The 19279-nt window shown below is 62.2% G+C and carries 19 protein-coding genes; 10 read left to right on the forward strand and 9 right to left on the reverse strand.

The features are described 5' to 3' along the window. The first annotated feature begins 50 nt into the window (after positions 1-50). From serS to ABFY71_RS12050, 3 genes are all read left to right on the forward strand, one after another. Positions 51-1556: a serine--tRNA ligase gene (gene serS / locus ABFY71_RS12040; RefSeq protein WP_347946231.1), complete on the forward strand. Its 1506-nt coding sequence runs from the start codon at positions 51-53 to the stop codon at positions 1554-1556. Beyond that, complete coding sequence (surE, locus tag ABFY71_RS12045) at positions 1553-2320, forward strand: 5'/3'-nucleotidase SurE (protein WP_347946232.1); 768 nt, start codon at positions 1553-1555, stop codon at positions 2318-2320. Before serS ends, surE begins: the two co-directional genes overlap by 4 nt. A gap of 209 nt (positions 2321-2529) precedes the next feature. Further along, complete coding sequence (locus tag ABFY71_RS12050; RefSeq protein ID WP_347946233.1) at positions 2530-3738, forward strand: peptidoglycan DD-metalloendopeptidase family protein; 1209 nt, start codon at positions 2530-2532, stop codon at positions 3736-3738. Positions 3739-3789: 51 nt separating this feature from the next. Here the strand turns inward: ABFY71_RS12050 and ABFY71_RS12055 are convergent, their stop codons facing one another. After that, positions 3790-4671 (reverse strand): ATP-binding protein, encoded by an 882-nt coding sequence (locus ABFY71_RS12055; RefSeq protein WP_347946234.1) that lies wholly within the window; start codon positions 4669-4671, stop codon positions 3790-3792. Between the two features lie 202 nt (positions 4672-4873). On the opposite strand from ABFY71_RS12055, the gene yajC reads away from it, so the two are divergent. From yajC to ABFY71_RS12075, 4 genes are all read left to right on the forward strand, one after another. Further along, a complete protein-coding gene (yajC, locus tag ABFY71_RS12060; RefSeq protein ID WP_305576536.1) occupies positions 4874-5227 on the forward strand; it encodes a preprotein translocase subunit YajC in 354 nt (117 codons plus the stop codon). A 65-nt stretch (positions 5228-5292) separates the two neighbouring features. After that, positions 5293-7854 carry a protein translocase subunit SecD gene (gene secD, locus ABFY71_RS12065; protein WP_347946235.1) on the forward strand — a complete coding sequence of 854 codons (2562 nt, stop codon included), beginning with the start codon at positions 5293-5295 and terminating at the stop codon, positions 7852-7854. Positions 7855-7863: 9 nt separating this feature from the next. Beyond that, positions 7864-8253 carry an Mth938-like domain-containing protein gene (locus tag ABFY71_RS12070; RefSeq protein ID WP_347946237.1) on the forward strand — a complete coding sequence of 130 codons (390 nt, stop codon included), beginning with the start codon at positions 7864-7866 and terminating at the stop codon, positions 8251-8253. 1 nt (position 8254) lies between these two features. After that, complete coding sequence (locus ABFY71_RS12075) at positions 8255-9100, forward strand: phytoene/squalene synthase family protein (RefSeq protein WP_347946239.1); 846 nt, start codon at positions 8255-8257, stop codon at positions 9098-9100. On the opposite strand, the gene ABFY71_RS12080 is transcribed toward ABFY71_RS12075, so the two are convergent. Beyond that, on the reverse strand, positions 9097-9549 hold the full coding sequence (locus tag ABFY71_RS12080) for a YiiD C-terminal domain-containing protein (protein WP_347946240.1): 453 nt from the start codon (positions 9547-9549) through the stop codon (positions 9097-9099). The two genes, ABFY71_RS12075 and ABFY71_RS12080, sit on opposite strands and share 4 nt — an antisense overlap. Then, the gene (trmFO, locus tag ABFY71_RS12085) at positions 9546-10931 is read right to left on the reverse strand and encodes a methylenetetrahydrofolate--tRNA-(uracil(54)-C(5))-methyltransferase (FADH(2)-oxidizing) TrmFO (protein WP_347946241.1); all 1386 of its coding nucleotides are present in this window, start codon (positions 10929-10931) and stop codon (positions 9546-9548) included. Before trmFO ends, ABFY71_RS12080 begins: the two co-directional genes overlap by 4 nt. Positions 10932-10998: 67 nt before the next feature. Here trmFO and ABFY71_RS12090 point away from each other — a divergent pair, with 67 nt between their 5' ends. After that, positions 10999-11679: a glutathione S-transferase family protein gene (locus ABFY71_RS12090; protein WP_347946242.1), complete on the forward strand. Its 681-nt coding sequence runs from the start codon at positions 10999-11001 to the stop codon at positions 11677-11679. 75 nt (positions 11680-11754) lie between these two features. Here the strand turns inward: ABFY71_RS12090 and ABFY71_RS12095 are convergent, their stop codons facing one another. The 4 genes from ABFY71_RS12095 to ABFY71_RS12110 form a co-directional block, all read right to left on the reverse strand. Continuing rightward, positions 11755-11904, reverse strand: coding sequence for a DUF1127 domain-containing protein (locus ABFY71_RS12095; RefSeq protein ID WP_193335839.1), 150 nt, complete (start codon positions 11902-11904; stop codon positions 11755-11757). Positions 11905-12103: 199 nt separating this feature from the next. Continuing rightward, positions 12104-12358, reverse strand: coding sequence for a hypothetical protein (locus ABFY71_RS12100; protein WP_305576520.1), 255 nt, complete (start codon positions 12356-12358; stop codon positions 12104-12106). A 176-nt stretch (positions 12359-12534) separates the two neighbouring features. Continuing rightward, complete coding sequence (gene uvrA / locus ABFY71_RS12105; RefSeq protein ID WP_347946244.1) at positions 12535-15429, reverse strand: excinuclease ABC subunit UvrA; 2895 nt, start codon at positions 15427-15429, stop codon at positions 12535-12537. Between the two features lie 238 nt (positions 15430-15667). Further along, entirely contained in the window at positions 15668-15790 is a 123-nt protein-coding gene (locus ABFY71_RS12110; protein ID WP_347946245.1) for a hypothetical protein, read from the reverse strand. Positions 15791-15921: 131 nt separating this feature from the next. Between ABFY71_RS12110 and ABFY71_RS12115 the strand changes: the two genes are divergently transcribed. Together ABFY71_RS12115 and ssb are read left to right on the forward strand one after the other, a co-directional pair. Then, a complete protein-coding gene (locus tag ABFY71_RS12115; protein WP_347946246.1) occupies positions 15922-16167 on the forward strand; it encodes a hypothetical protein in 246 nt (81 codons plus the stop codon). Between the two features lie 386 nt (positions 16168-16553). After that, positions 16554-17048, forward strand: a complete 495-nt coding sequence (gene ssb / locus ABFY71_RS12120; RefSeq protein WP_347946247.1) for a single-stranded DNA-binding protein — start codon at positions 16554-16556, stop codon at positions 17046-17048. A 172-nt stretch (positions 17049-17220) separates the two neighbouring features. Here ssb and ABFY71_RS12125 read toward each other — a convergent pair whose 3' ends face one another. After that, positions 17221-18561, reverse strand: a complete 1341-nt coding sequence (locus ABFY71_RS12125) for a diguanylate cyclase domain-containing protein (protein ID WP_347946248.1) — start codon at positions 18559-18561, stop codon at positions 17221-17223. 91 nt (positions 18562-18652) lie between these two features. Further along, positions 18653-19180: a hypothetical protein gene (locus ABFY71_RS12130; RefSeq protein WP_305577841.1), complete on the reverse strand. Its 528-nt coding sequence runs from the start codon at positions 19178-19180 to the stop codon at positions 18653-18655. Positions 19181-19279 lie beyond the last annotated feature (99 nt).

The raw sequence follows: 19279 nt of genomic DNA on the forward strand, positions 1-19279 counted from the left end.
AGCCAAAGTCAGCCTGTACCAATCAGAGGCGGGCGGTGCCCGTAACAGCCATGTTCGATATCAAGTGGATCAGAGCCAACGCCGAAGCCTTCGACGCCGCTGTGTCGCGGCGCAAGGGGAGTGTCGCGAGCTCTGCTGATCTGCTCGCCATCGACAATCGTCGGCGCGATATCATCACCCGGCTCAACGAGGCGCAGGAGCAGCGCAATGCGCTGTCCAAGCAGATCGGTCAGGCCAAGGCGCAGAAGGACGAGGCCCGGGCGGCCGAACTGATGGCCGAAGTGGCCCGGCTCAAGGCGTTTATTCCGCAGGGCGAAGCCGATGAGCGCGCCGTCGAGGCTGAATTGCACGCCGCCCTCTCGGTGATCCCCAATCTGGTGTTTGATGATGTGCCGAGCGGCGCCGATGAAGCCGACAATGTCGAGTATTTCGGCCGCAATGGCACCGCCGAGACGGCCGCTTTGCAGCGCGCCCCCAAGCCCAGCTTCAGCTTTGCACCCAGGGAACACTACGACGTCGGCGTCGCTGCCCGCGAGATGGATTTTGAAACGGCGGCCAAGCTTTCCGGCAGCCGCTTCGTTGTGCTCAAGGGCCAAGTCGCCCGTCTCGAGCGGGCGCTTGGCCAGTTCATGCTCGACCTGCACACCACCGAGCATGGCTATCTCGAAGTCCAGCCACCGTTGCTGGTCAAGGACACCGCTCTCTACGGAACAGGCCAGTTGCCGAAGTTCTCAGAGGACTTATTCTCGACGAAACACAATGTATTCAGCGCGTTGATGTCCGAATTGGTTGATGAGGATGATTGGAAAAATATATGGCATGGTGATGCTAAGTTCAAAGACGATGCCAAGCAGGCGGAGTTCGATGCTGCAAAGTCGCAGGGTAGGATGTCGCTTGTTCGCCTGGGACCAGGGGACGCACCGGGCATTGAGATCAACCAGTCGCGCTTTCTAATTCCGACTGCTGAAGTTCCGCTCACTAACCTAGTCAGCGGGTTGATCGTTGACGAGCGCGAACTGCCGCTGCGCCTGACCGCATTGACGGCCTGCTTCCGCTCGGAAGCTGGTTCGGCTGGGCGCGACACGCGTGGCATGCTGCGCCAGCACCAGTTCAACAAGGTTGAAATGGTCTCGATTACCACGCCCGAAACCTCGGTGGACGAGCATGAGCGCATGCTTGGCTGTGCCGAGGCCGTGCTGCAGAAGCTGGGTCTGCACTATCGGGTGATGAATTTGTGCACCGGCGATGTCGGGTTCGGTGCCAAAAAGACCTATGACCTCGAAGTCTGGCTGCCGGGGCAGAATACCTATCGGGAGATTTCCTCGGTCTCGGTCTGTGGCGATTTCCAGGCGCGCCGCATGGAGGCCCGCTATCGTCCGGCTGGCGAAAAGCAGGCGCCGCGCTTTTTGCACACGCTCAATGGCTCGGGTACAGCCGTTGGCCGCTGTCTGATCGCCGTGCTGGAAAACTATCAGCAGGAAGATGGCTCGGTGCTGGTGCCCGAAGTGCTGCAGCCCTATATGGGTGGCCTCAAATCCATTGGCGGACAGGGATGAGCCTGCGCATCCTCATTACCAATGACGATGGCGTGGACGCGCCGGGCATTGCCATCATGGCCGATATTGCCCGCGCGCTCAGTGATGACGTCTGGATCGTCGCGCCCGATGGCAACCAGTCCGGGGCAGGGCACCGGCTCAGCTTCGGCACGGAGCTGACCATTGACCGGCGCGACGCCCGCACGTTTGCAGTGATCAACGGCTCGCCAGCCGATTGCGTCGTCGCGGGCATGACCCATCTGCTGGGCGACAAGCCTGCCGATGTGGTGCTGTCGGGCGTCAATGCCGGCCAGAATCTGGGCGATATCGTCAATTGTTCGGGCACTGCTGCCGGGGCCCGCGAAGGCGCCATGCAGGGGGCCATCGGCATCGCCATGAGCCAGGGCGTCGACTACGAGATCAGCCGGGATGTCGACTGGTCCAACGCCCGAACGCACGGCCTGGCCGCCGCGCGGGCCGTTATTGCAGCCGCCACGGGGCGCGGACACTACTACAACGTCAATTTCCCGTTCTGCGACCCGACTGCCACCAAAGGCATTGCAGTTGTGCCGCTGCAGCGCTTCTCGACTTCGCCGTTCCGCTATTATCCCAGTGACAATGCCGGCAAGTTCTTCGTCGCCATTCCTGAAACCCCGCTGCCGCTGGATCGCGATGCCGATTTCGAGAGCCTGCGCCGCGACGGCTATGTCACGGTCACGCCGCTCATGCTGCAGCAAACGGATATGGCCCTGGCCGCACAACTCAACGGCACACTCAAGCTGTAGCGGCAAGCCGCGCGTGCGGTTCTGCACCGTCTGCAAAGTTTAACCTTACCCAATCGAAAATCACGTCGTACCGATTTTGCTCAAATCGCATCGACTTTAAACTCGTCTTTACCTTACCGGCCTAGATTCAGTCTCGTGTTGAGTACCTGCGTACGAGTAAGCTGATGAGTATCCGCGTATCCCGTCGGGCGCCTAAGGGCGCCGTTGCGATGGCTGGCCTTCTGATTGCTGCCGTTGCCCTGTCCGGGTGTTCCAGTCTGGGTAGTCGTGCCTTTGGCGACCCCACCACGACCGGCTCGCTGCCACAGGCCGCTCCCCAATCCATCAATCAGCCCATGCCGGCTAGCCTTGGCGCACCACAGACTTTGGTGGCTGAATCCCAGTTTATCCCGCCGGCCAATATTGGTGGCGGCGTGGCGCAACCCCAGGCCATTCAGCCACTGTGGGGCCAGCCAACACAAACGGCATTCAGTCAGCCCGCCGCGCCGATGGCGGGCAGTGGCGCTGTGCCGACTGTTCAGTCGCAAAATCTGCCAGTTCTGAGTAATTCGCCCCAGGGATCCGTTCCAGCCATGCAAGCACAACCCGCTTTCGCTTCAGCGCCCATGCCGTCACCTGCTGCCCTTGGCAGCATGCCAACCAATAGCTCGATGCCTACGCTGGCCGCAGCCACTCCCGATGCGTCGGCGTCCGGTAGCGCCTTTACGCACACTATCGCCAGCGGTGAATCGCTCTACACCATTGCCCGTCGCTACGAAGTGACGACGCAGTCCTTGGTGCAGGCCAACAATCTGGCCTCGCCCGACAAGATCGTGGTGGGTCAGAAGGTCATCATTCCGGGCCGCTCCGATCTGCTCGCCAACAAGGCGCCGACTATCAAGCTTGCCTCCACCGACAGCACTGCCGCTGCGGCACCGGCCCAGCAGGTCTTGCCACAGGCGGCGCCCAATACGCTGCAGGCCAGCACAGCGCCAGCCGCTACGCCTGCGCCAGTTGCCGCCCAGCCAGTCGAAATTGCCAGTGCACCCGCAGCCGAGCCGGTCATGTCGGGCAGCGACAAGTTCCGCTGGCCCGTCAGCGGCCGCGTGCTGGTTGATTTTGCCGCATCCAAGGGCACTGGCATCAATATCGAGGCTGCCGAGGGCGCTGCCGTCAAGGCCGCCGAGAATGGCACGGTCATCTATGTCGGCTCAGGCGTTGAAGGTTACGGCAATCTGATCCTGATCCGTCACCCCAATGGCTATGTCTCGGCCTATGCCCATCTGGGCACGATGAATGTCGCCAAGGGCACCAATGTTGGTCGTGGCGATACCATTGGCGCCGCCGGCAAGACCGGCTCGGTGACCAAGCCACAGCTGCACTTCGAGCTGCGCAAGGGCGCTACCCCGGTTGATCCCGTGCCACTGCTCGCCAGCTAAGACACTTCGAAAATCCCCGTATAAGCCCCCGCCAGGTGCGGGGGCTTTGCCTTATGGGGCTGATTTGCCCATTTCGCCGGCCAGGCTGCGCACCAGCTGGATGGCAACACGCCCCGAGCGGGCGCCGCGCGTCGCCGCCCATTCGATGGCCCGCGCCTCCAGTGCAGCGTCGTCGATTTCGAGGCCGTAGTGGCCCGCATAGCCGCGAACCATGGTCAAAAAGGTCGGTTGATCGCAGTTGTGAAAGCCCAGCCACAGCCCGAACCGGTCGGACAACGACACCTTTTCCTCCACCGCCTCACCGGGATTGATCGCGGTCGACCGCTCATTCTCGATCATGTCGCGGGGCATCAGGTGGCGGCGGTTGGAGGTGGCGTAGAACAGCACATTGTCTGGCCGGCCCTCCAGCCCGCCATCGAGAATGGTCTTGAGCGATTTGTAGCTGGTCTCGCCATTGTCAAAACTCAGATCATCGCAGAACACGATGAACCGGGCGGGTTCGTCGGCAATGCGGCGCATCAGGGCCGGCAGGGTGTCGAGATCCTCGCGCGCGATCTCGATCAGCACCAGCCGCGTAAACCCGGCATTGCCGCGCGTGATGATGTCGCCGTGAATGGCCTTGACCAGGGAGCTCTTGCCCATGCCGCGCGCGCCCCACAGCAGCGCATTGTTGGCGCCGTGTCCGCGGGCGAACTGTTCGGTGTTGCGCAGCAGGATGTCCTGCACGGCGTCAATTCCCTTGAGCATGGCCAATGGCACGCGACTGACCTGGGGAACTGCAACCAGTTGTCCCGAATCGCCATCCCAGTGATAGGCATTGGCGGCGCCCAGTGCGGGCGCGTCAGTCTCGGTTGCAGGAGCCAACGCCTTCAATGCATTGGCAATTGCCTCGAGTTTGGCACTGATTTCGGCCAGGTATGCTTTGCTGTTCAACGCAGTCTATCCTCTCGTTCGGCGCGGCAATTTGGGGCACCCGGAATGCCTTTGCAATCAACGGGGCGCAAATGTATAGTCCGCCCGATTTTGACCGGGGCGCAAGTGCAACTGACCCCACATGCGTCCAGTGGCATTGTGCCGTGATTAACTTCGGCTGGCGCAGCCTCTCCCAAACCAAGAAAAAACCAAGGAAATCGCCATGTTCGTAACACCCGCATTCGCCCAGGCAGCAGGCGCCGCCGCTCCCGCAGGTGGCATCGGTGACATCTTCATCCAGCTCATGCCGATTCTGCTGCTGGTCGTGATCTTCTGGTTCCTCATCTTCCGCCCGCAGCAGAAGCGTCTGAAAGCCCAGCAGGCCATGCTGGCTGCCATTCGTCGCGGCGACACCGTCGTCACCACTGGCGGTATTGTCGGCAAGGTGACCAAGGCTGTTGACGGCGAAGATCTCGAAGTGGAAATTGCCACGGGTGTGAAGGTCAAGCTGGTGCGCGGCATGGTTGCTGACGTGCGCACCAAGGCCGAGCCGGTCAACGACAACAAGCCTGCCTAATAACTGCCTCCCGCATATCGCCGGAGCCTCATGGCTCCGGCTTTTTTCCTTTCAGGACGACATAAATGCAGTTCTCGCCGGCTCGTACCGCCATCATCATTGCTGTTACTCTGCTGGGCTTCCTGTTCGCCTTGCCGAGCTTTTTGCCGCAAGCCGCGCGGGACGCATGGCCGAGCTGGCTGCCGTCGCAAACCATCGTGTTGGGTCTCGATCTGCAGGGTGGTTCGCACCTTCTGCTCGAGGTCAATCAGGAGGGCATTGTCACCGAGCGGTTGGCGGACCTGCGTCGGGACGCCCGCAGCATACTGGCCAATGACAATGGCATCGGCAATCTGATCACCACCGATCCGGTGAGCCGCTCGATTTCCATCGAGCTGACCGACCCGACCCAGGCCGACGCCGCGCTGGCTGCCCTGCAAGGTCTGCAGAATGCCGTCGGCAATACGCTGTTCTCCAATTCAGGCGTGCAGGAACTCACCATCGAGCCGGTTGCCAATGGCCGGATCAGCATTGCGCTGACCCAGGACGGCATTGACGACCGCATGTCGGCGCTGGTGGCGCAGTCCATCGAAGTTATCCGCAACCGTATCGATGAGCTCGGTACGACCGAGCCAAGCATTCAGCGCCAGGGCAATAATCGCGTGCTGGTCCAGGTGCCCGGCTTTGGCGACTCCACCCGGCTCAAGGACATCATTTCGCGCACCGCGCGCCTGACGTTCCACATGGTCTATCCCGGCATGACCGCCGCTCAGGCGGAAACGCAGGGTCTGCCCGCCGGCACCATGATCCTGCCCAGTCAGGATGGCGGCAGCGAACTGCTCTATGAGGACATTGCCCTGGGCGGTGAATCGCTCGTGGATGCCCAGCCCAGCTATGATCAGCAACGCTCCATGCCGGTCGTCAGCTTCCGCTTTGACACGCGGGGCGCCATCACCTTTGGCCAGATCACCTCCGCCAATGTCGGCAAGCGCTTCGCCATCGTGCTGGACCATCAGGTCATTACGGCGCCCGTCATCCAGTCAGCCATTACCGGCGGCTCGGGTCAGATCAGCGGCAGCTTCACCACGGCGACGGCGAACGATCTTGCCGTGCTGCTGCGTGGTGGTGCGCTGCCGGCCAGTCTCGACATCGTCGAGGAACGCTCGGTCAGTGCCGGCCTTGGCGCCGACTCGATCCGCGCCGGCATCACCGCTGGTATCATCGGCGCCATTGCCGTAGTCGTGTTCATGGTGCTGGCCTATGGCCTGTTCGGTGTGTTCGCCAACATTGCCGTGCTGCTCAACGTGGTGCTGATCCTGGCCGCTCTCTCCATGCTCGGCGCTACGCTGACCTTGCCCGGCATCGCCGGTATCGTGCTGACCATCGGCATGGCTGTGGACGCCAACGTGCTGATCTTTGAACGAATCCGCGAAGAACTGGCGGCGGGACGCAGCAAGATATCGGCCATTGAAGCCGGGTTCCAGCGCGCCATGGGCACCATTTTGGACGCCAATGTCACCACGCTGATTGCCGCCATTGTGCTGTTCTATCTCGGCTCCGGCCCGGTGCAGGGCTTTGCCGTTACCCTGGCACTGGGCATCCTGACCACCTTGTTCACCGCCTATATGGTGACGCTGTTCATCGTCGGCCGCTGGTACAATTGGGTGCGCCCCAAGACCCTCAAGATCCAGCTCATCCGCCTGATCCCCGATGGCACCAAAATCTCGTTTATGGGCATTCGCAAATATGCGATCGCCTTTTCGATCATCACCTCGCTGCTGTCGCTGGGCTGGTTCGGCTATCACGGACTCAATCTGGGCATCGACTTCCGGGGTGGGTCTTCCATGGAGATTCAGGCCACGGACGGCACGGCTGATCCCGGCGCCATCCGTGAGGCGCTGTCGGCGCTCGATCTGGGCGAAATCCAGGTACAGGGCTTCGGCGAAGCCGATCGTTTGCTGGTCCGCGTGCAAACGCAGGATGGCGGACCATCTGCACAGCAGGAGGCCGTCGCCCAGATTCAGCAGACCATTGAAGCGGCCGGCTATGAAACGCGTGGTACTGAAACCGTCGGCCCGACCGTCTCGAGTGAACTGGCGCTGACCGGGGCGCTCGGCCTCGGCGTCGCCCTGGTCGGCATCCTGATCTATCTGTGGTTCCGCTTCGAATGGCAGTTCGCCGTCGGTGCTATCGTTTCGACCGCGCATGACGTCATTCTGACCATTGGCCTGTTCGCATTCGCCGGCCTGGAGTTCAACGCCTCCAGCATTGCGGCGATCCTGACCATTCTGGGCTACTCACTTAACGATACCGTGGTGATTTATGACCGTATTCGCGAATATCGCCTGAAGTACAAAAAGATCGGGCTGCCCGAGATCATCGATATATCGATCAATTCGACCTTGCCTCGCACCATCCTGACGGCGACCACGACCTTCCTGGCTCTGATGGCTCTGGTGGTGTTTGGCGGCGAGGTCATCCGCAGCTTCACCATTTCGATGGCCTGGGGTGTGTTTGTCGGTACCTATTCGTCAATCTTCATTGCTGCACCCATCTTGATCTACCTTGGTCTGACCACCCGGTTGGACCATGCCGGCGACGACAATGGCGATAAGCTGCCCAAACCGGCCGATGGTGCGTCGGTCTAAGGGTCAATCATGACAGAGGGTGCGCCGGGCCATTTCCCGCAGCAGGTGGGGATTGACGCCTATGGCAATGGCGGCTTTCGCTTTGCCGAGATGTCGCATCGCGGGTCGCTGCTGTGTCTGCCTGGCGGCATGTTGGGCTGGAGCGTGACGACAGCGGCTGAGATCACGCTGGAGAGCCTGGCACCCGTACTGGACTCCGCCGGTGATATCGACGTGCTGATGATCGGGTTGGGCCACGACATTGCCGGTCTGGCGCCCGAAATCAGGGCGGCACTGCGCGCGCAGGGGATCATCGTTGAGGCGATCACCACTGGCAGTGCGGTGCGCACCTACAATGTGCTGCTTGCCGAACATCGCGCCGTGGCGGCGGCATTGATAGCCGTCGACAAGGTTCGCTGAGATGAGCGCCGAGAGCTTTTCCCACGCCGCAGAGGCGCTGCGCAGCAGTGATCGCGACCGCTATCTGGCCACGCTGGTATTGAGCGGCGCACACCGCGATGCGGTTACCGCGCTCTATGCCTTCAATGCCGACGTCGCCTCAATCCGTGACCGCGTATCTGAACCGGCGCCCGGCGAAATGCGCCTGCAATGGTGGAGTGATGCGCTGGAGGGCAAGGAACACGGCGCTGTGCGGCAGAACCCGGTCGCCGATGCGCTGCTCGACACCATTGACCGCTACAGCATTCCCGCCGGTACCCTGTTGCGTCTGCTCGGCGCGCGGCGCTTTGACCTCTACAACGACCCCATGCCGGATCTGCAGAGCTTTGAGGGCTATGCCGGCGAAACCGTTTCCACGCTGTACCAGCTGGCCGCCATGATCCTCAATGATGGGGAGACTATCGAAACCGGAGACGCCGCCGGCCATCTCGGTGTCGCCCACGCCATGATCGGCCATTTGCGGGCATTTGGCCATTTTTCCGCGCAGGGCCGCATCATGTTGCCCTGGATGGTTTTCGAGGCCAATGGTGTGCGCGAGGGCGAGATTTTCACCGGGACGGAAAGCGAGGGGCTGGCCGCGGCCTTGGGGCAGATCAGCGAACTCGCTGCCGATCACCTCGCCAAGGCGGAGACGGCCATTGCCCAATTGCCTGGCCAGCTCAAGCCGGCTTTTGCGCCTCTTGCCGTTCTCAAGGCGCAGTACGACCTGCTGCAAAACCACGCCACCGGCCTGTTTGCCCCGGTGCCCGATGATGCCGATTGGCGCAAGATCACCCGGCTGACCTGGTGGAATTGGCGCAATCGCTAGAGGCGGTCCTGGCCAAAGGCGACGAAGTCGCCCGTCAACCGCCCGGCTGTGACGCCGGCGTAATCCAGCACAGCGTCCACCTTGATCCGGGCCACACCCTTGCGGGTCAGCATGGCCATGAATCTGTTCCAGTCCTCTCCCGGCGCTAGCGCCGAGCGGGCCGTAAAATCGCCGGCGATTGGCGCGAGGTAGTCCATGCTATTGCGCTGGATTACCACGCGGCTCGGATGGCCCAATGCGCTCAGCCGCACATGCAGCAGGCACCAGGCCGCCAGAATGGCGACGGCCGAGGCGCTGCCACCAAAGACAGTGTCGCGATGATTGATATTGGGCGCCAATGGCGCCCCCAGCACCACAGCATCCTCGGCAATCGACACCACCCGCACCGCCATCGCCTTCGAGAGGGGAATGTGGTCGTGCAGATAGTGTTCGAGCGCGACAGGGGTCATGCCCAAGCTTTCAGATCCTCAAGCGCCCTAGAGGTGATGGCCTTGCGCTTGGCTTGGGTTTTCTCCGGTCCGCGCCAGCGTCCGGCGCCCTCGGGCTTGGTGATGGTAACGGGCGGAAACAGACCGAAATTGATATTCATCGGCTGGAAGCTGCGCGCGCCGCTATAGCTGTCGGACTCGATGTGCCCCCCGGTGATGTGGGCGATCAGGGCACCCAGCGCCGTGGTATTGGGGGGCGTCGGCAGCGTCTGCCCTTGCGCCTCGGCAGCAGCAAGGCGGCCGGCGATCAGCCCGACGGCAGCGCTTTCCACATAGCCTTCCACGCCCGTGACCTGACCGGCAAAGCGGATTCGCGGATCGGCCTTCAGCTTGAGGTCTGGCCCCAACACCTTGGGTGAATTGAGGAAGGTGTTGCGATGCAACCCACCCAGCCGGGCAAACTGGGCGTTTTCGAGCCCGGGGATCATGCGCAGGATCTCTGCCTGCACGCCGTAGCGCATCTTGGTCTGGAACCCGACCATGTTCCACAACGTCCCCAGCGCATTATCCTGCCGCAACTGCACAATGGCATAGCTCTTGACCAGCGGATCGCGTGGATTGGTCAGGCCGACCGGCTTCATCGGCCCATGCCGCAGCGTCTCGACACCGCGCTCGGCCATCACTTCGATAGGCAGGCAGCCGTCGAAATAGGGGACCTTTTCCCAGTCCTTGAATTCGTGCAGCGGTGCCACCTTGAGTGCCTCGACAAAGGCCAGATACTGCTCCTTGTCCATGGGGCAGTTCAGGTAGTCGGCGCCGGTGCCACCCGGGCCGGCCTTGTCGTAGCGCGACTGCGCCCAGACAATGTCCATATTGATGCTGTCATAATGCACGATGGGCGCTATGGCGTCGAAAAATGCCAGCGCATCTTCGCCAGTCTTGGCCAGGATGGCCTCAGCCATTGCCGGCGAGGTCAGCGGGCCAGTGGCAATGATCACATTGCCCCAGTCTGCGGGCGGCAGGCCCGCCACTTCCTCACGCGCCATGGTGATGTTGGGGTGGCCTTCAATGGCTGCCGTCACTGCCGCCGAAAAGCCGTGCCGATCAACGCCCAGGGCGCCACCGGCTGGAATCTGGCTCTTGTCGGCGCAGGCCATGATGATCGAATTGCAGCGCCGCATCTCTTCGTGCAGCAGCCCCACGGCGTTCTGCTCGGCATCGTCCGAGCGGAAGCTGTTGGAGCATACGAGCTCGGCCAGGCTGTCGGTCTGGTGTGCGTCGGTGCCGCGAACGGGGCGCATTTCGTGCAGGATAACTTTGACGCCGGCCTGCGCGGCCTGCCATGCAGCTTCCGAGCCGGCAAGGCCGCCGCCAATGATATGAATAGGTTCTGATGTGGACATGAAAGCCAGATAGCAAGCGCCGCAGAACGGCGCAACCGATCTTGCGGTCTACCAGACGAGCGCTAGCATGGCGCAGGGAATTGGGGGACTGTCATTGAGTCGAAATCTCGTGCTGTGGGGGCGGGCAAGCTCTGCCAATGTGCAGAAGACGCTCTGGGCCCTGGAAGAACTTGGCCTGCCTTATAAGCACCACCTGGTGGGCGGCGCATTTGGCGGGCTGGATGATCCGCAATATCGGGTCCTGAACCCGAATGGGCTGGTGCCGACCCTGCAGGATGGTGATCTCACCGTGTGGGAGAGCCACGCGACCCTGCGCTATCTGGCGGGCGCGTACGGCCGGGATACCTTGTGGCGCCACGATCCGCGTGAGCGGGCCATTGTCGATCAATGGACCGATTGGACGGCCTCCACCTTCCAGCCAGGCTGGATCGCGGTGTTCTGGCTTCTGGTGCGCACGCCGCCCGAACAGCACGATGCCAAAGCCATCGCGGCGGCGCATGCCAGAACGGTTGCGGCGTTGCGCATCCTCGACGCGAACTTTGCGCATCGGGATTATGTCGCTGGGAACCGTCTGAGCTACGCCGATATCGCAGCCGGCGTGGCACTTTATCGCTGGTTTACCATGGACATAGATAGGCCAGCTATGCCGGGGATTGAGAACTGGTATCGGCGGTTGCAACAGCGGGAGGCGTTTCGGAAGGTGGTTATGGTCAGTTATGCAGAATTGGTCGGCAGGCTGGCATTCTAGAAAAGAAAAACACCCGCGTCTCAGAGAGATGCGGGTGTTTGGACTGGGTCGGTGGTAATATCTGTGAGGTAATTCTTACAGAGCACTGGCATGATCACGAGCAACGCGATTGATGTCGGTGCGCGAAATGCCCAGGTCGTTGAGCTGACGATTGTCGAGAGCGGCGAGTTCACGAACGGTCTGCTGGTAAGCGGCCCATTTCTTGAATGTTTTACGAATGTCCATCTGGAAGTCTCCTTGTGTTTGCAAGACTATATTTAGGGCAGGTGAGGTCGAATGAGCAGTGGGCTATTGGTCAAGTGAGCTATGCGTTTTTTGCTGGGCTCAGCGAATTGTGGTTACGAAAAGCTTAAGCCCTGCGCGGCGGCGATGGCCACTGGATATCCGCCTGGCGGCCATCGAAGAATGCGGGCAGCAAGAAAGGCTAGCGGTCGAACAGTGACCGGGTCATCTTGGAGAAGTCGGGGCCGGAGATCCCCAGTAAATCGGCATCACGCGTCGAGGGAACGTCCATTTCCCGCAACGTCTGCTTGATGTCGACCAGGCGCTTGATGCGCCAGACGGCTCGTACAAACATCGGAATATCCCCTTTGGCAGTCGGATTGACGAGCTCAAGATGGGATGGTTCGGGCGGAAGCGCCATACCCTTAACGTCAAGCGCTTCATGCACCAAACGCATGGCGTTTTCATAGTTTTGTCGTCATTGCCGCAATTGGCATCGCGGCGAGGCGCGTTTTTGACCCACTCACCGTTTTGTAACACTGTGCGCAACGGACGCCCGCAAAACCGGGCGTCGCGTTAGCAGATGCGTTAGCAATAATGTAGCCATTTGGCGCCTTGCGGTGAAGAAAACGCCTACTCCGCCGCCTCGGTGGCGAAATGGGGCCGACGCGACATGATGTCCTTGAGGAAGTGGCCAGTGTGCGAGCGCGCATTGGCCGCCACATCCTCGGGCGTGCCGATGGCCACAATCTCGCCGCCGCCATCGCCACCTTCCGGCCCCAGGTCGATGAGCCAGTCGGCGGTCTTGATCACTTCGAGGTTGTGCTCGATGACCACGACGGTATTGCCGCCATCGACCAGTTCGTGCAGCACGTCGAGCAGCTTGGCCACGTCGTGGAAGTGCAGGCCCGTCGTCGGCTCGTCCAGCATATAGAGGGTGCGCCCGGTGGCGCGCTTGGAGAGTTCCTTGGACAGTTTGACGCGCTGCGCCTCGCCACCCGAGAGCGTCGTCGCCGGCTGGCCAATCTTGACATAGCCCAGGCCGACGCGCTGCAGCGTGGCGAACTTGTCGCGAATGGTCGGCACCGCCGAAAAGAAGTCGACGCCTTCGTCGATGGTCATGTCCAGGATGTCGGAGATCGACTTGCCCTTGAACTGCACTTCGAGCGTTTCGCGGTTGTAGCGCTTGCCCTTGCAGACATCACAGGTGACGTAAACGTCGGGCAGGAAGTGCATTTCGATCTTGAGCAGGCCATCGCCCTGGCACTTCTCGCAGCGCCCGCCCTTGACGTTGAAGCTGAAGCGGCCGGGGCCATAGCCCCGGGTCTTGGCTTCGGGCAGCCCGGCAAACCATTCGCGCAGCGGCGTGAAGGCGCCGGTATAGGTGGCCGGGTTGGAGCGCGGTGTGCGGCCAATCGGGCTCTGGTCGATGTCGATGACCTTGTCGAGGAATTCCAGCCCCGTCAGCGATTCATGCGGGGCAGGGACCACGCGCGCGCCATTCAGACGGCGGGCAATGGCCTGGTACATGGTGTCGATCATCAGGGTGGACTTGCCGCCACCACTGACGCCGGTAATGGCGACGAACAGGCCGAGCGGCACATCGACCGACACATTCTTCAGATTATTGCCGGTGGCGCCCTTGATGCCGAGCGCCTTGCCGGGCGTGCCGACACGGCGTTCGGCCGGCATGGCAATGCCCATGCGGCCCGACAGATACTTGCCGGTCAGCGAGTCGGGGTGATTGAGAATGTCCTGGGGCGTACCCTCGGCGACGATATGGCCGCCATGCACACCGGCGCCGGGGCCGATATCGACCACATAGTCGGCGGTCATGATGGCGTCTTCGTCATGCTCGACCACGATCACCGTATTGCCGATATCGCGCAGGCGCTGCAGGGTTTCGAGCAGGCGGGCATTGTCGCGCTGGTGCAGGCCGATGGAGGGCTCGTCGAGCACGTAGAGCACGCCGGTCAGGCCCGAGCCGATCTGGCTGGCCAGCCGGATGCGCTGGCTTTCGCCGCCCGACAGCGTGCCCGAATTGCGCGCCAGGGTGAGATAGTCCAGGCCCACATCGATCAGGAAGTTCAGCCGCTCCCGGATTTCCTTGAGGATGCGCTCGCCGATCAGCTGCTGATTGGGGGTGAATTTGGCCGGCAGGGCGTCAAACCAGGCGGCGGCGCTGCGGATCGACTGTTCGGTGACCTGGCCAACGTGAAAACCATCAATCTTGACGGCCAGCGATTCCGGCTTCAGCCGATAGCCGCCACAGGCGATGCAGGGCTTGGCCGACATGTATTTTTCGATTTCTTCGCGCATGCCAGCGCTTTCGGTTTCCTTGTAGCGCCGCTCCAGATTGCCGATGACACCTTCAAAGGCCTTGGAGGTCTTGTACTGGCGCAGACCATCGTCATAGACGAAGTCGACCTGCTCGCGGCCGGTGCCATACAGCACCGCATGCTGCACCTCGAACGGCAGGTCGCTCCACGGCGTCTCGGTGGAGGCGCCGAACAGTTTCACCACCGCCGACAGCGTCTGAATGTAATAGGGCGCACTGGTCTTGGACCAGGGCAGGATGGCCCCGGCGCGGATCGACAGGCTGGAATCGGGCACGATCTGGTCGGCGTCGATCTTGCGCTCGGTGCCCAGGCCGTCACAGACCGGGCAGGCGCCAAAGGGATTGTTGAACGAGAACAGGCGCGGTTCGATCTCGGCAATGGTGAAGCCGGAGACCGGGCAGGCGAATTTTTCCGAAAACGTCTGCTGCCGTGCCGTGCCGTCTTCGTTCTGCTGGTCGGCAAATTCGATCAGCGCGATGCCATCGGTCAGCTTCAGCGCGGTTTCAAAGCTCTCGGCCAGCCGCCCGGCAATATCGGGCCCGATCACCAGGCGATCGACCACCACTTCAATGTCGTGCTTGAGCTTCTTGTCGAGGGCAGGGGCATCCTCGATTTCGTGATACTCGCCATCGATCTTGACGCGCTGGAAGCCCTTGCGCATCAGATCGGCCAGTTCCTTCTTGTATTCGCCCTTGCGACCGCGCGCGATGGGCGCCAGCAGATAGACCCGGGTGCCCTCGGGCAGCTCCAGCGTCTTGTCGACCATCTGGGTGACGGTCTGGCTCTCAATGGGCAGACCGGTGGCGGGCGAATAGGGCACGCCGACGCGGGCAAACAGCAGGCGCAGATAATCGTAGATCTCGGTGACCGTACCGACGGTGGAGCGCGGATTGCGGCTGGTGGTCTTCTGCTCGATGGAAATGGCCGGGCTGAGGCCCTCGATGTGCTCGACATCGGGCTTCTGCATCATTTCGAGGAACTGGCGGGCATAGGCTGACAGCGACTCCACATAGCGGCGCTGCCCTTCGGCATAGATGGTGTCAAAGGCCAGCGAGGACTTGCCCGAACCACTGAGGCCCGTCATGACGATCAGGCTGTCGCGCGGCAACTTGAGGTCGATGCCCTTGAGATTGTGCTCGCGGGCACCGCGCACGATGATCTCTCGGTTCAGGCTGGGCTTTGGCGTCATCAATCAAGTCCATGGCTCGGTGCGCCAGAGTGTTGGCAGCACAGCGGTCAAACGGTCGTCGGCAGGGCGGGAAGCTCCAGAAAATAGGCATTGCGGGCCACTGCCGCAAGTTGGCTCCGCGCATGGCGGCCCGGCGCTGCAGTCACCTTAGCGTGTCCACTCCACCTTGCCAAAGCGGCATATAACACCCGGAACATAAGCGGAACAATACAGATTCGGTCAAGCGCGACATGCCGGTTCACGCCATGCCCGGCACCACCATGATGCCGAGCAGCATAACGGCAAAGAGCCGGAACGGTTGGTATAGTCCATGCACGATTTCCCATGAGCGGCTCTGCCATTGGGGCAGGGCTGCTGACAAGCTGTGTCAGCAGCGTGAGGCAAGGGGCATCTGCCTTGCTTTGGCCGCAAGTTCGCGCTCGGGCGCCAGCCATGTTAGGGTTTTGCCGTGGTCGCAATACTGCGGCCTTTACCGATACAGATCGGACTTTCATGCAAATTCCCGAATGGACGAAACCCGCACTTTACGGTGCGGCGACCGGTGCCGTCGCCCTTGCCATCATTGGCTTCAGCTGGGGTGGCTGGGTCACTGGCGGTAGCGCCCAAGAGCTTGCAGCCAAACAATCGGCGAGCGATGTCACCGCGGCCCTCACCCCCTATTGCGTGGAGCAGTCCACCAGCGACAGCAACCGCGTGGCGGTGATGGCCGAGCTGGGCAAAGCCTCGACCTATGCCTGACGCGGCATCATCGAAAAAGCGGGTTGGGCGACGCCTTTGGGCGCCGACGCGCCCAATCGTGACCTTGCCAACGCCTGCGCCCAGGCGCTCAAGCCAGCCTGATCCCGCGCCGTCAAGCGTCCCGCGCCGGCTGGCACGGGACGCTTGACAATTATCCGCAGCAGAACATAACATGAACCCAAGGCGCGATCGGCAAGCGGCAGTCGTTTCTTAGGTGTTTAAAACATGCTGTTCAGGCGCGCGCCCGGTCGGGCGAAGCGCTAGAACAGAGCGGCGTGCGGACTCCGATCAAGCAGCCGCGTCCGGGGTGGACTGGTCCGCAACCATCAGTAAGTAAGCGTCCCGCGACCACGCAGACCGGGACTGAATTGAAAAAGGAATGAGCGATGGCAGGCAGTGTCAACAAGGTGATCCTGGTCGGCAATCTTGGCGCCGATCCAGAAGTGCGGAATTTGCCCAGTGGCGGCAAGGTGGTCAATCTGTCGATCGCCACCTCCGAGAACTGGAAAGACAAGAATACCGGCGAGCGCCGCGAAAAGACCGAATGGCACCGCGTGGTGATTTTCTCGGAAGGTCTGGCCCGGGTCGCCGAGAGCTATCTCAAGAAGGGTTCCAAGGTCTATATCGAGGGCCAGTTGCAGACCCGCAAATGGCAGGATCAGTCGGGCGCTGACAAATACAGCACCGAGATCGTGCTGCAGGGTTTCAACTCCAACATGACGCTGCTTGATGGTCGTGGCGACAGCGGCGGCGGCGGCGGCGACGATGGTGGCGGCTTCCGAGGCACCGGTGGTGGCGCCGGTGGCGGTGGGGCCCGTCGGCCGCAGGCCAACGCCCCGGCCTTCGAGCCCGGCGGCATGGACGACGATATTCCGTTCTAGGGCGTATCACCGTTTCGCAGAGACGGCGAAATCGCTCTAGGTCTTTGACGGTCGTCTTTCGAGTGCGACAGTGGAGCCATTGCGGGGCCCATTCGCTCCGGCCTTCGCCGCCGAGCAAAATATATCAAAGGGGTCGCATCAGCGGCCCCTTTGCCCGTTCTGGTCAACCAGATCAGTCGGCGTGCCGGCGCATCGTATTGCGCCCGGCCGCCTTGGCCGCATAGAGCGCGATATCGGCTTTGCGGAACAGGTCTTCGGGCGAACCGCCGGTGTTCAGGGCTACCCCAACCGAGGCGCTCAGCGTTATGGTCTGCCCGTTGCGCAGATACGGCCCGCCCACCGCATGCACGATGCACTGGCCCAAGGCGTCGAGATCGGCCACACCATGATCGCCGGCTGGCAATACGGCAAATTCGTCGCCGCCAATGCGGGCCACCAATGCGGCGCCCTGACAGCAGGCGACCAGCCGCGCCGCAGCCTCCTTGAGGCAGTCGTCGCCCACGGCGTGGCCATGGGTGTCATTGATCTGCTTGAAGCCATCGAGGTCGATCAACAGCAGGCTCGTGACGGGGGCACCATGGGTGACGCCGCTCAGGTCGGCGAGCTGGTTCTGGAACTGGCTGCGATTGGCCAGTCCGGTCATCACATCGGTTTCGGCCAGATAGCGGGTCCGGTCGGCGAGCAGTTTTTCTTCGGTGATGTCCTGCTTCATGCCGAAAATGCGCCGGGCCACGCCATCGTGCGCCTCGACCGAGCCGGTCAGCCGCATCCAACGGCGTGTGCCCTTGGCAGTGATGATTTCCGCGTCGACGCAGAAATCGCTGCACTCGGCGATAGCCTTGGCGCGCGCCGCTTCCATGGCGATGCGGGATGCCGCCGTGTAGCACTCGACGGTTGCAGCACGCTCGAGGGGTGCGCCGCGCGGCAGCTCGAACAGATCATAGACACTGTCGGTCCAGGTCAGGCTGTTATCGGCCAGATCGCAGGCCCAGACGCCGATTCTCGCGGTCTGGGAGGCGAGATTGAACATCTCGCGTTCCTGTTCCTGTTCGCTCCGCAGCACCGTGATCTGTCGGGCCTGGCGAGCGATGGTGGCCGCACTGGTGACGTCAATGGCCAGGGCCGCCAGCCGATAGGCCATGGCCGGGCTGCGGGGTTGACGATCGACCAGGCTCAGCAGCAGCGGGGCGCCGGGGTCGCCGGCAGGCAGGATCAGGCCGGCATAAAAACGCGCCACAGGGGCGGCAGCGTCCAGGCTGGTGGTGTCGGCAATGATCAGCGGTCCCGTGTGGCGCAGGGTCTGCAGTTGCAGCGGCTGCAGGTCGGTCAGCAGGTCTGTCGCGCCAGCTGCCGCCAGCACCCGCAATCTGTCCGCGTCAACCCGGGTCAGGCTGGCGCTTTCGACGCCAAGCAGCACCCGCAGCCGGTGCAGGGTCGACAGCAGCGGATCGGGGGGCGCGGTCTCCGTCTGGGACGGGGCCCATCGCGCATGAATGGCGTGCTGACTGGTCAATAGGGGGACTCGGTGTTCAGGACCGCGTCAACTTAGCCAGCGCCCGTTAACACTTCTTCGTCTTTGCGATGAAAATGCGCGGCTGTACCCTTTATCGGCTGAACGGCACGTCAGCGCGCAGGCTGTCGCCATTCTCCACATAGATCACTTCAAACACCACATTGATGGCGTCGCGCGCCAGATTGATCTGGGCGGTGATCGCCAGTTCCTTGCCCTCTTCATCCTGGTCGCGTTCGCGCAGATTGAAGATCAGCCCATTGCCGCGCTTCTGGCCGATGGCTACGCCGGTAAAGGTGGCGTTGGAACTCATCACCGCCTCGTAGCGCTTGCTGGCGGCGATATAGGCCATGGTGCCCGCGACCGAGAGCTGGGTGCCGGCCAGGCTGCAGCGGCCGCTGTAATTGACCTTGTCCTGATTGCCTGGCTTGAGCGACAGGCGGCACAGGACGGTTTCGGTATTGGCGCCCACCAGCACGCCGCGCCCGCGCCAATCGCCCAGATAGGATTGCAGCAGGGCCAGTTCGGCCGGCCCGGCATAGGCGGGGGCGGCGGCCGCACCACCCATGGCCAGCAGGCCGATGGCGGCAATCGCCCGGGTCAGCTGATAAAAACCGTTCATCGCGTCACATCTCCAGTTGAAGCATGGCCCGGCCATGCGGGGGGCGCAAACCGATGCGGCGCAGCTCTGGTGGCGCGCTGCCGGCCAGAATCATGCCGC

Source organism: Devosia alba, assembly GCF_039938915.1.
Lineage (GTDB): Bacteria > Pseudomonadota > Alphaproteobacteria > Rhizobiales > Devosiaceae > Devosia > Devosia alba.

Excerpts from the sequence above, each read along its gene's own strand:
- ABFY71_RS12080 (WP_347946240.1), bottom strand. The coding sequence starts at position 9,549 with ATGACCCCTGTCGCGCTCGAACACTATCTGCACGACCACATTCCCCTC.
- ABFY71_RS12075 (WP_347946239.1), top strand. The coding sequence starts at position 8,255 with ATGAGCGCCGAGAGCTTTTCCCACGCCGCAGAGGCGCTGCGCAGCAGT.
- secD (WP_347946235.1), top strand. The coding sequence starts at position 5,293 with ATGCAGTTCTCGCCGGCTCGTACCGCCATCATCATTGCTGTTACTCTG.
- ABFY71_RS12050 (WP_347946233.1), top strand. The coding sequence starts at position 2,530 with ATGGCTGGCCTTCTGATTGCTGCCGTTGCCCTGTCCGGGTGTTCCAGT.
- uvrA (WP_347946244.1), bottom strand. The coding sequence starts at position 15,429 with ATGACGCCAAAGCCCAGCCTGAACCGAGAGATCATCGTGCGCGGTGCC.
- ssb (WP_347946247.1), top strand. The coding sequence starts at position 16,554 with ATGGCAGGCAGTGTCAACAAGGTGATCCTGGTCGGCAATCTTGGCGCC.
- serS (WP_347946231.1), top strand. The coding sequence starts at position 51 with ATGTTCGATATCAAGTGGATCAGAGCCAACGCCGAAGCCTTCGACGCC.
- ABFY71_RS12095 (WP_193335839.1), bottom strand. The coding sequence starts at position 11,904 with ATGGACATTCGTAAAACATTCAAGAAATGGGCCGCTTACCAGCAGACC.
- yajC (WP_305576536.1), top strand. The coding sequence starts at position 4,874 with ATGTTCGTAACACCCGCATTCGCCCAGGCAGCAGGCGCCGCCGCTCCC.
- ABFY71_RS12100 (WP_305576520.1), bottom strand. The coding sequence starts at position 12,358 with ATGCGTTTGGTGCATGAAGCGCTTGACGTTAAGGGTATGGCGCTTCCG.
- ABFY71_RS12070 (WP_347946237.1), top strand. The coding sequence starts at position 7,864 with ATGACAGAGGGTGCGCCGGGCCATTTCCCGCAGCAGGTGGGGATTGAC.
- ABFY71_RS12115 (WP_347946246.1), top strand. The coding sequence starts at position 15,922 with ATGCAAATTCCCGAATGGACGAAACCCGCACTTTACGGTGCGGCGACC.
- surE (WP_347946232.1), top strand. The coding sequence starts at position 1,553 with ATGAGCCTGCGCATCCTCATTACCAATGACGATGGCGTGGACGCGCCG.
- ABFY71_RS12130 (WP_305577841.1), bottom strand. The coding sequence starts at position 19,180 with ATGAACGGTTTTTATCAGCTGACCCGGGCGATTGCCGCCATCGGCCTG.
- trmFO (WP_347946241.1), bottom strand. The coding sequence starts at position 10,931 with ATGTCCACATCAGAACCTATTCATATCATTGGCGGCGGCCTTGCCGGC.
- ABFY71_RS12090 (WP_347946242.1), top strand. The coding sequence starts at position 10,999 with ATGGCGCAGGGAATTGGGGGACTGTCATTGAGTCGAAATCTCGTGCTG.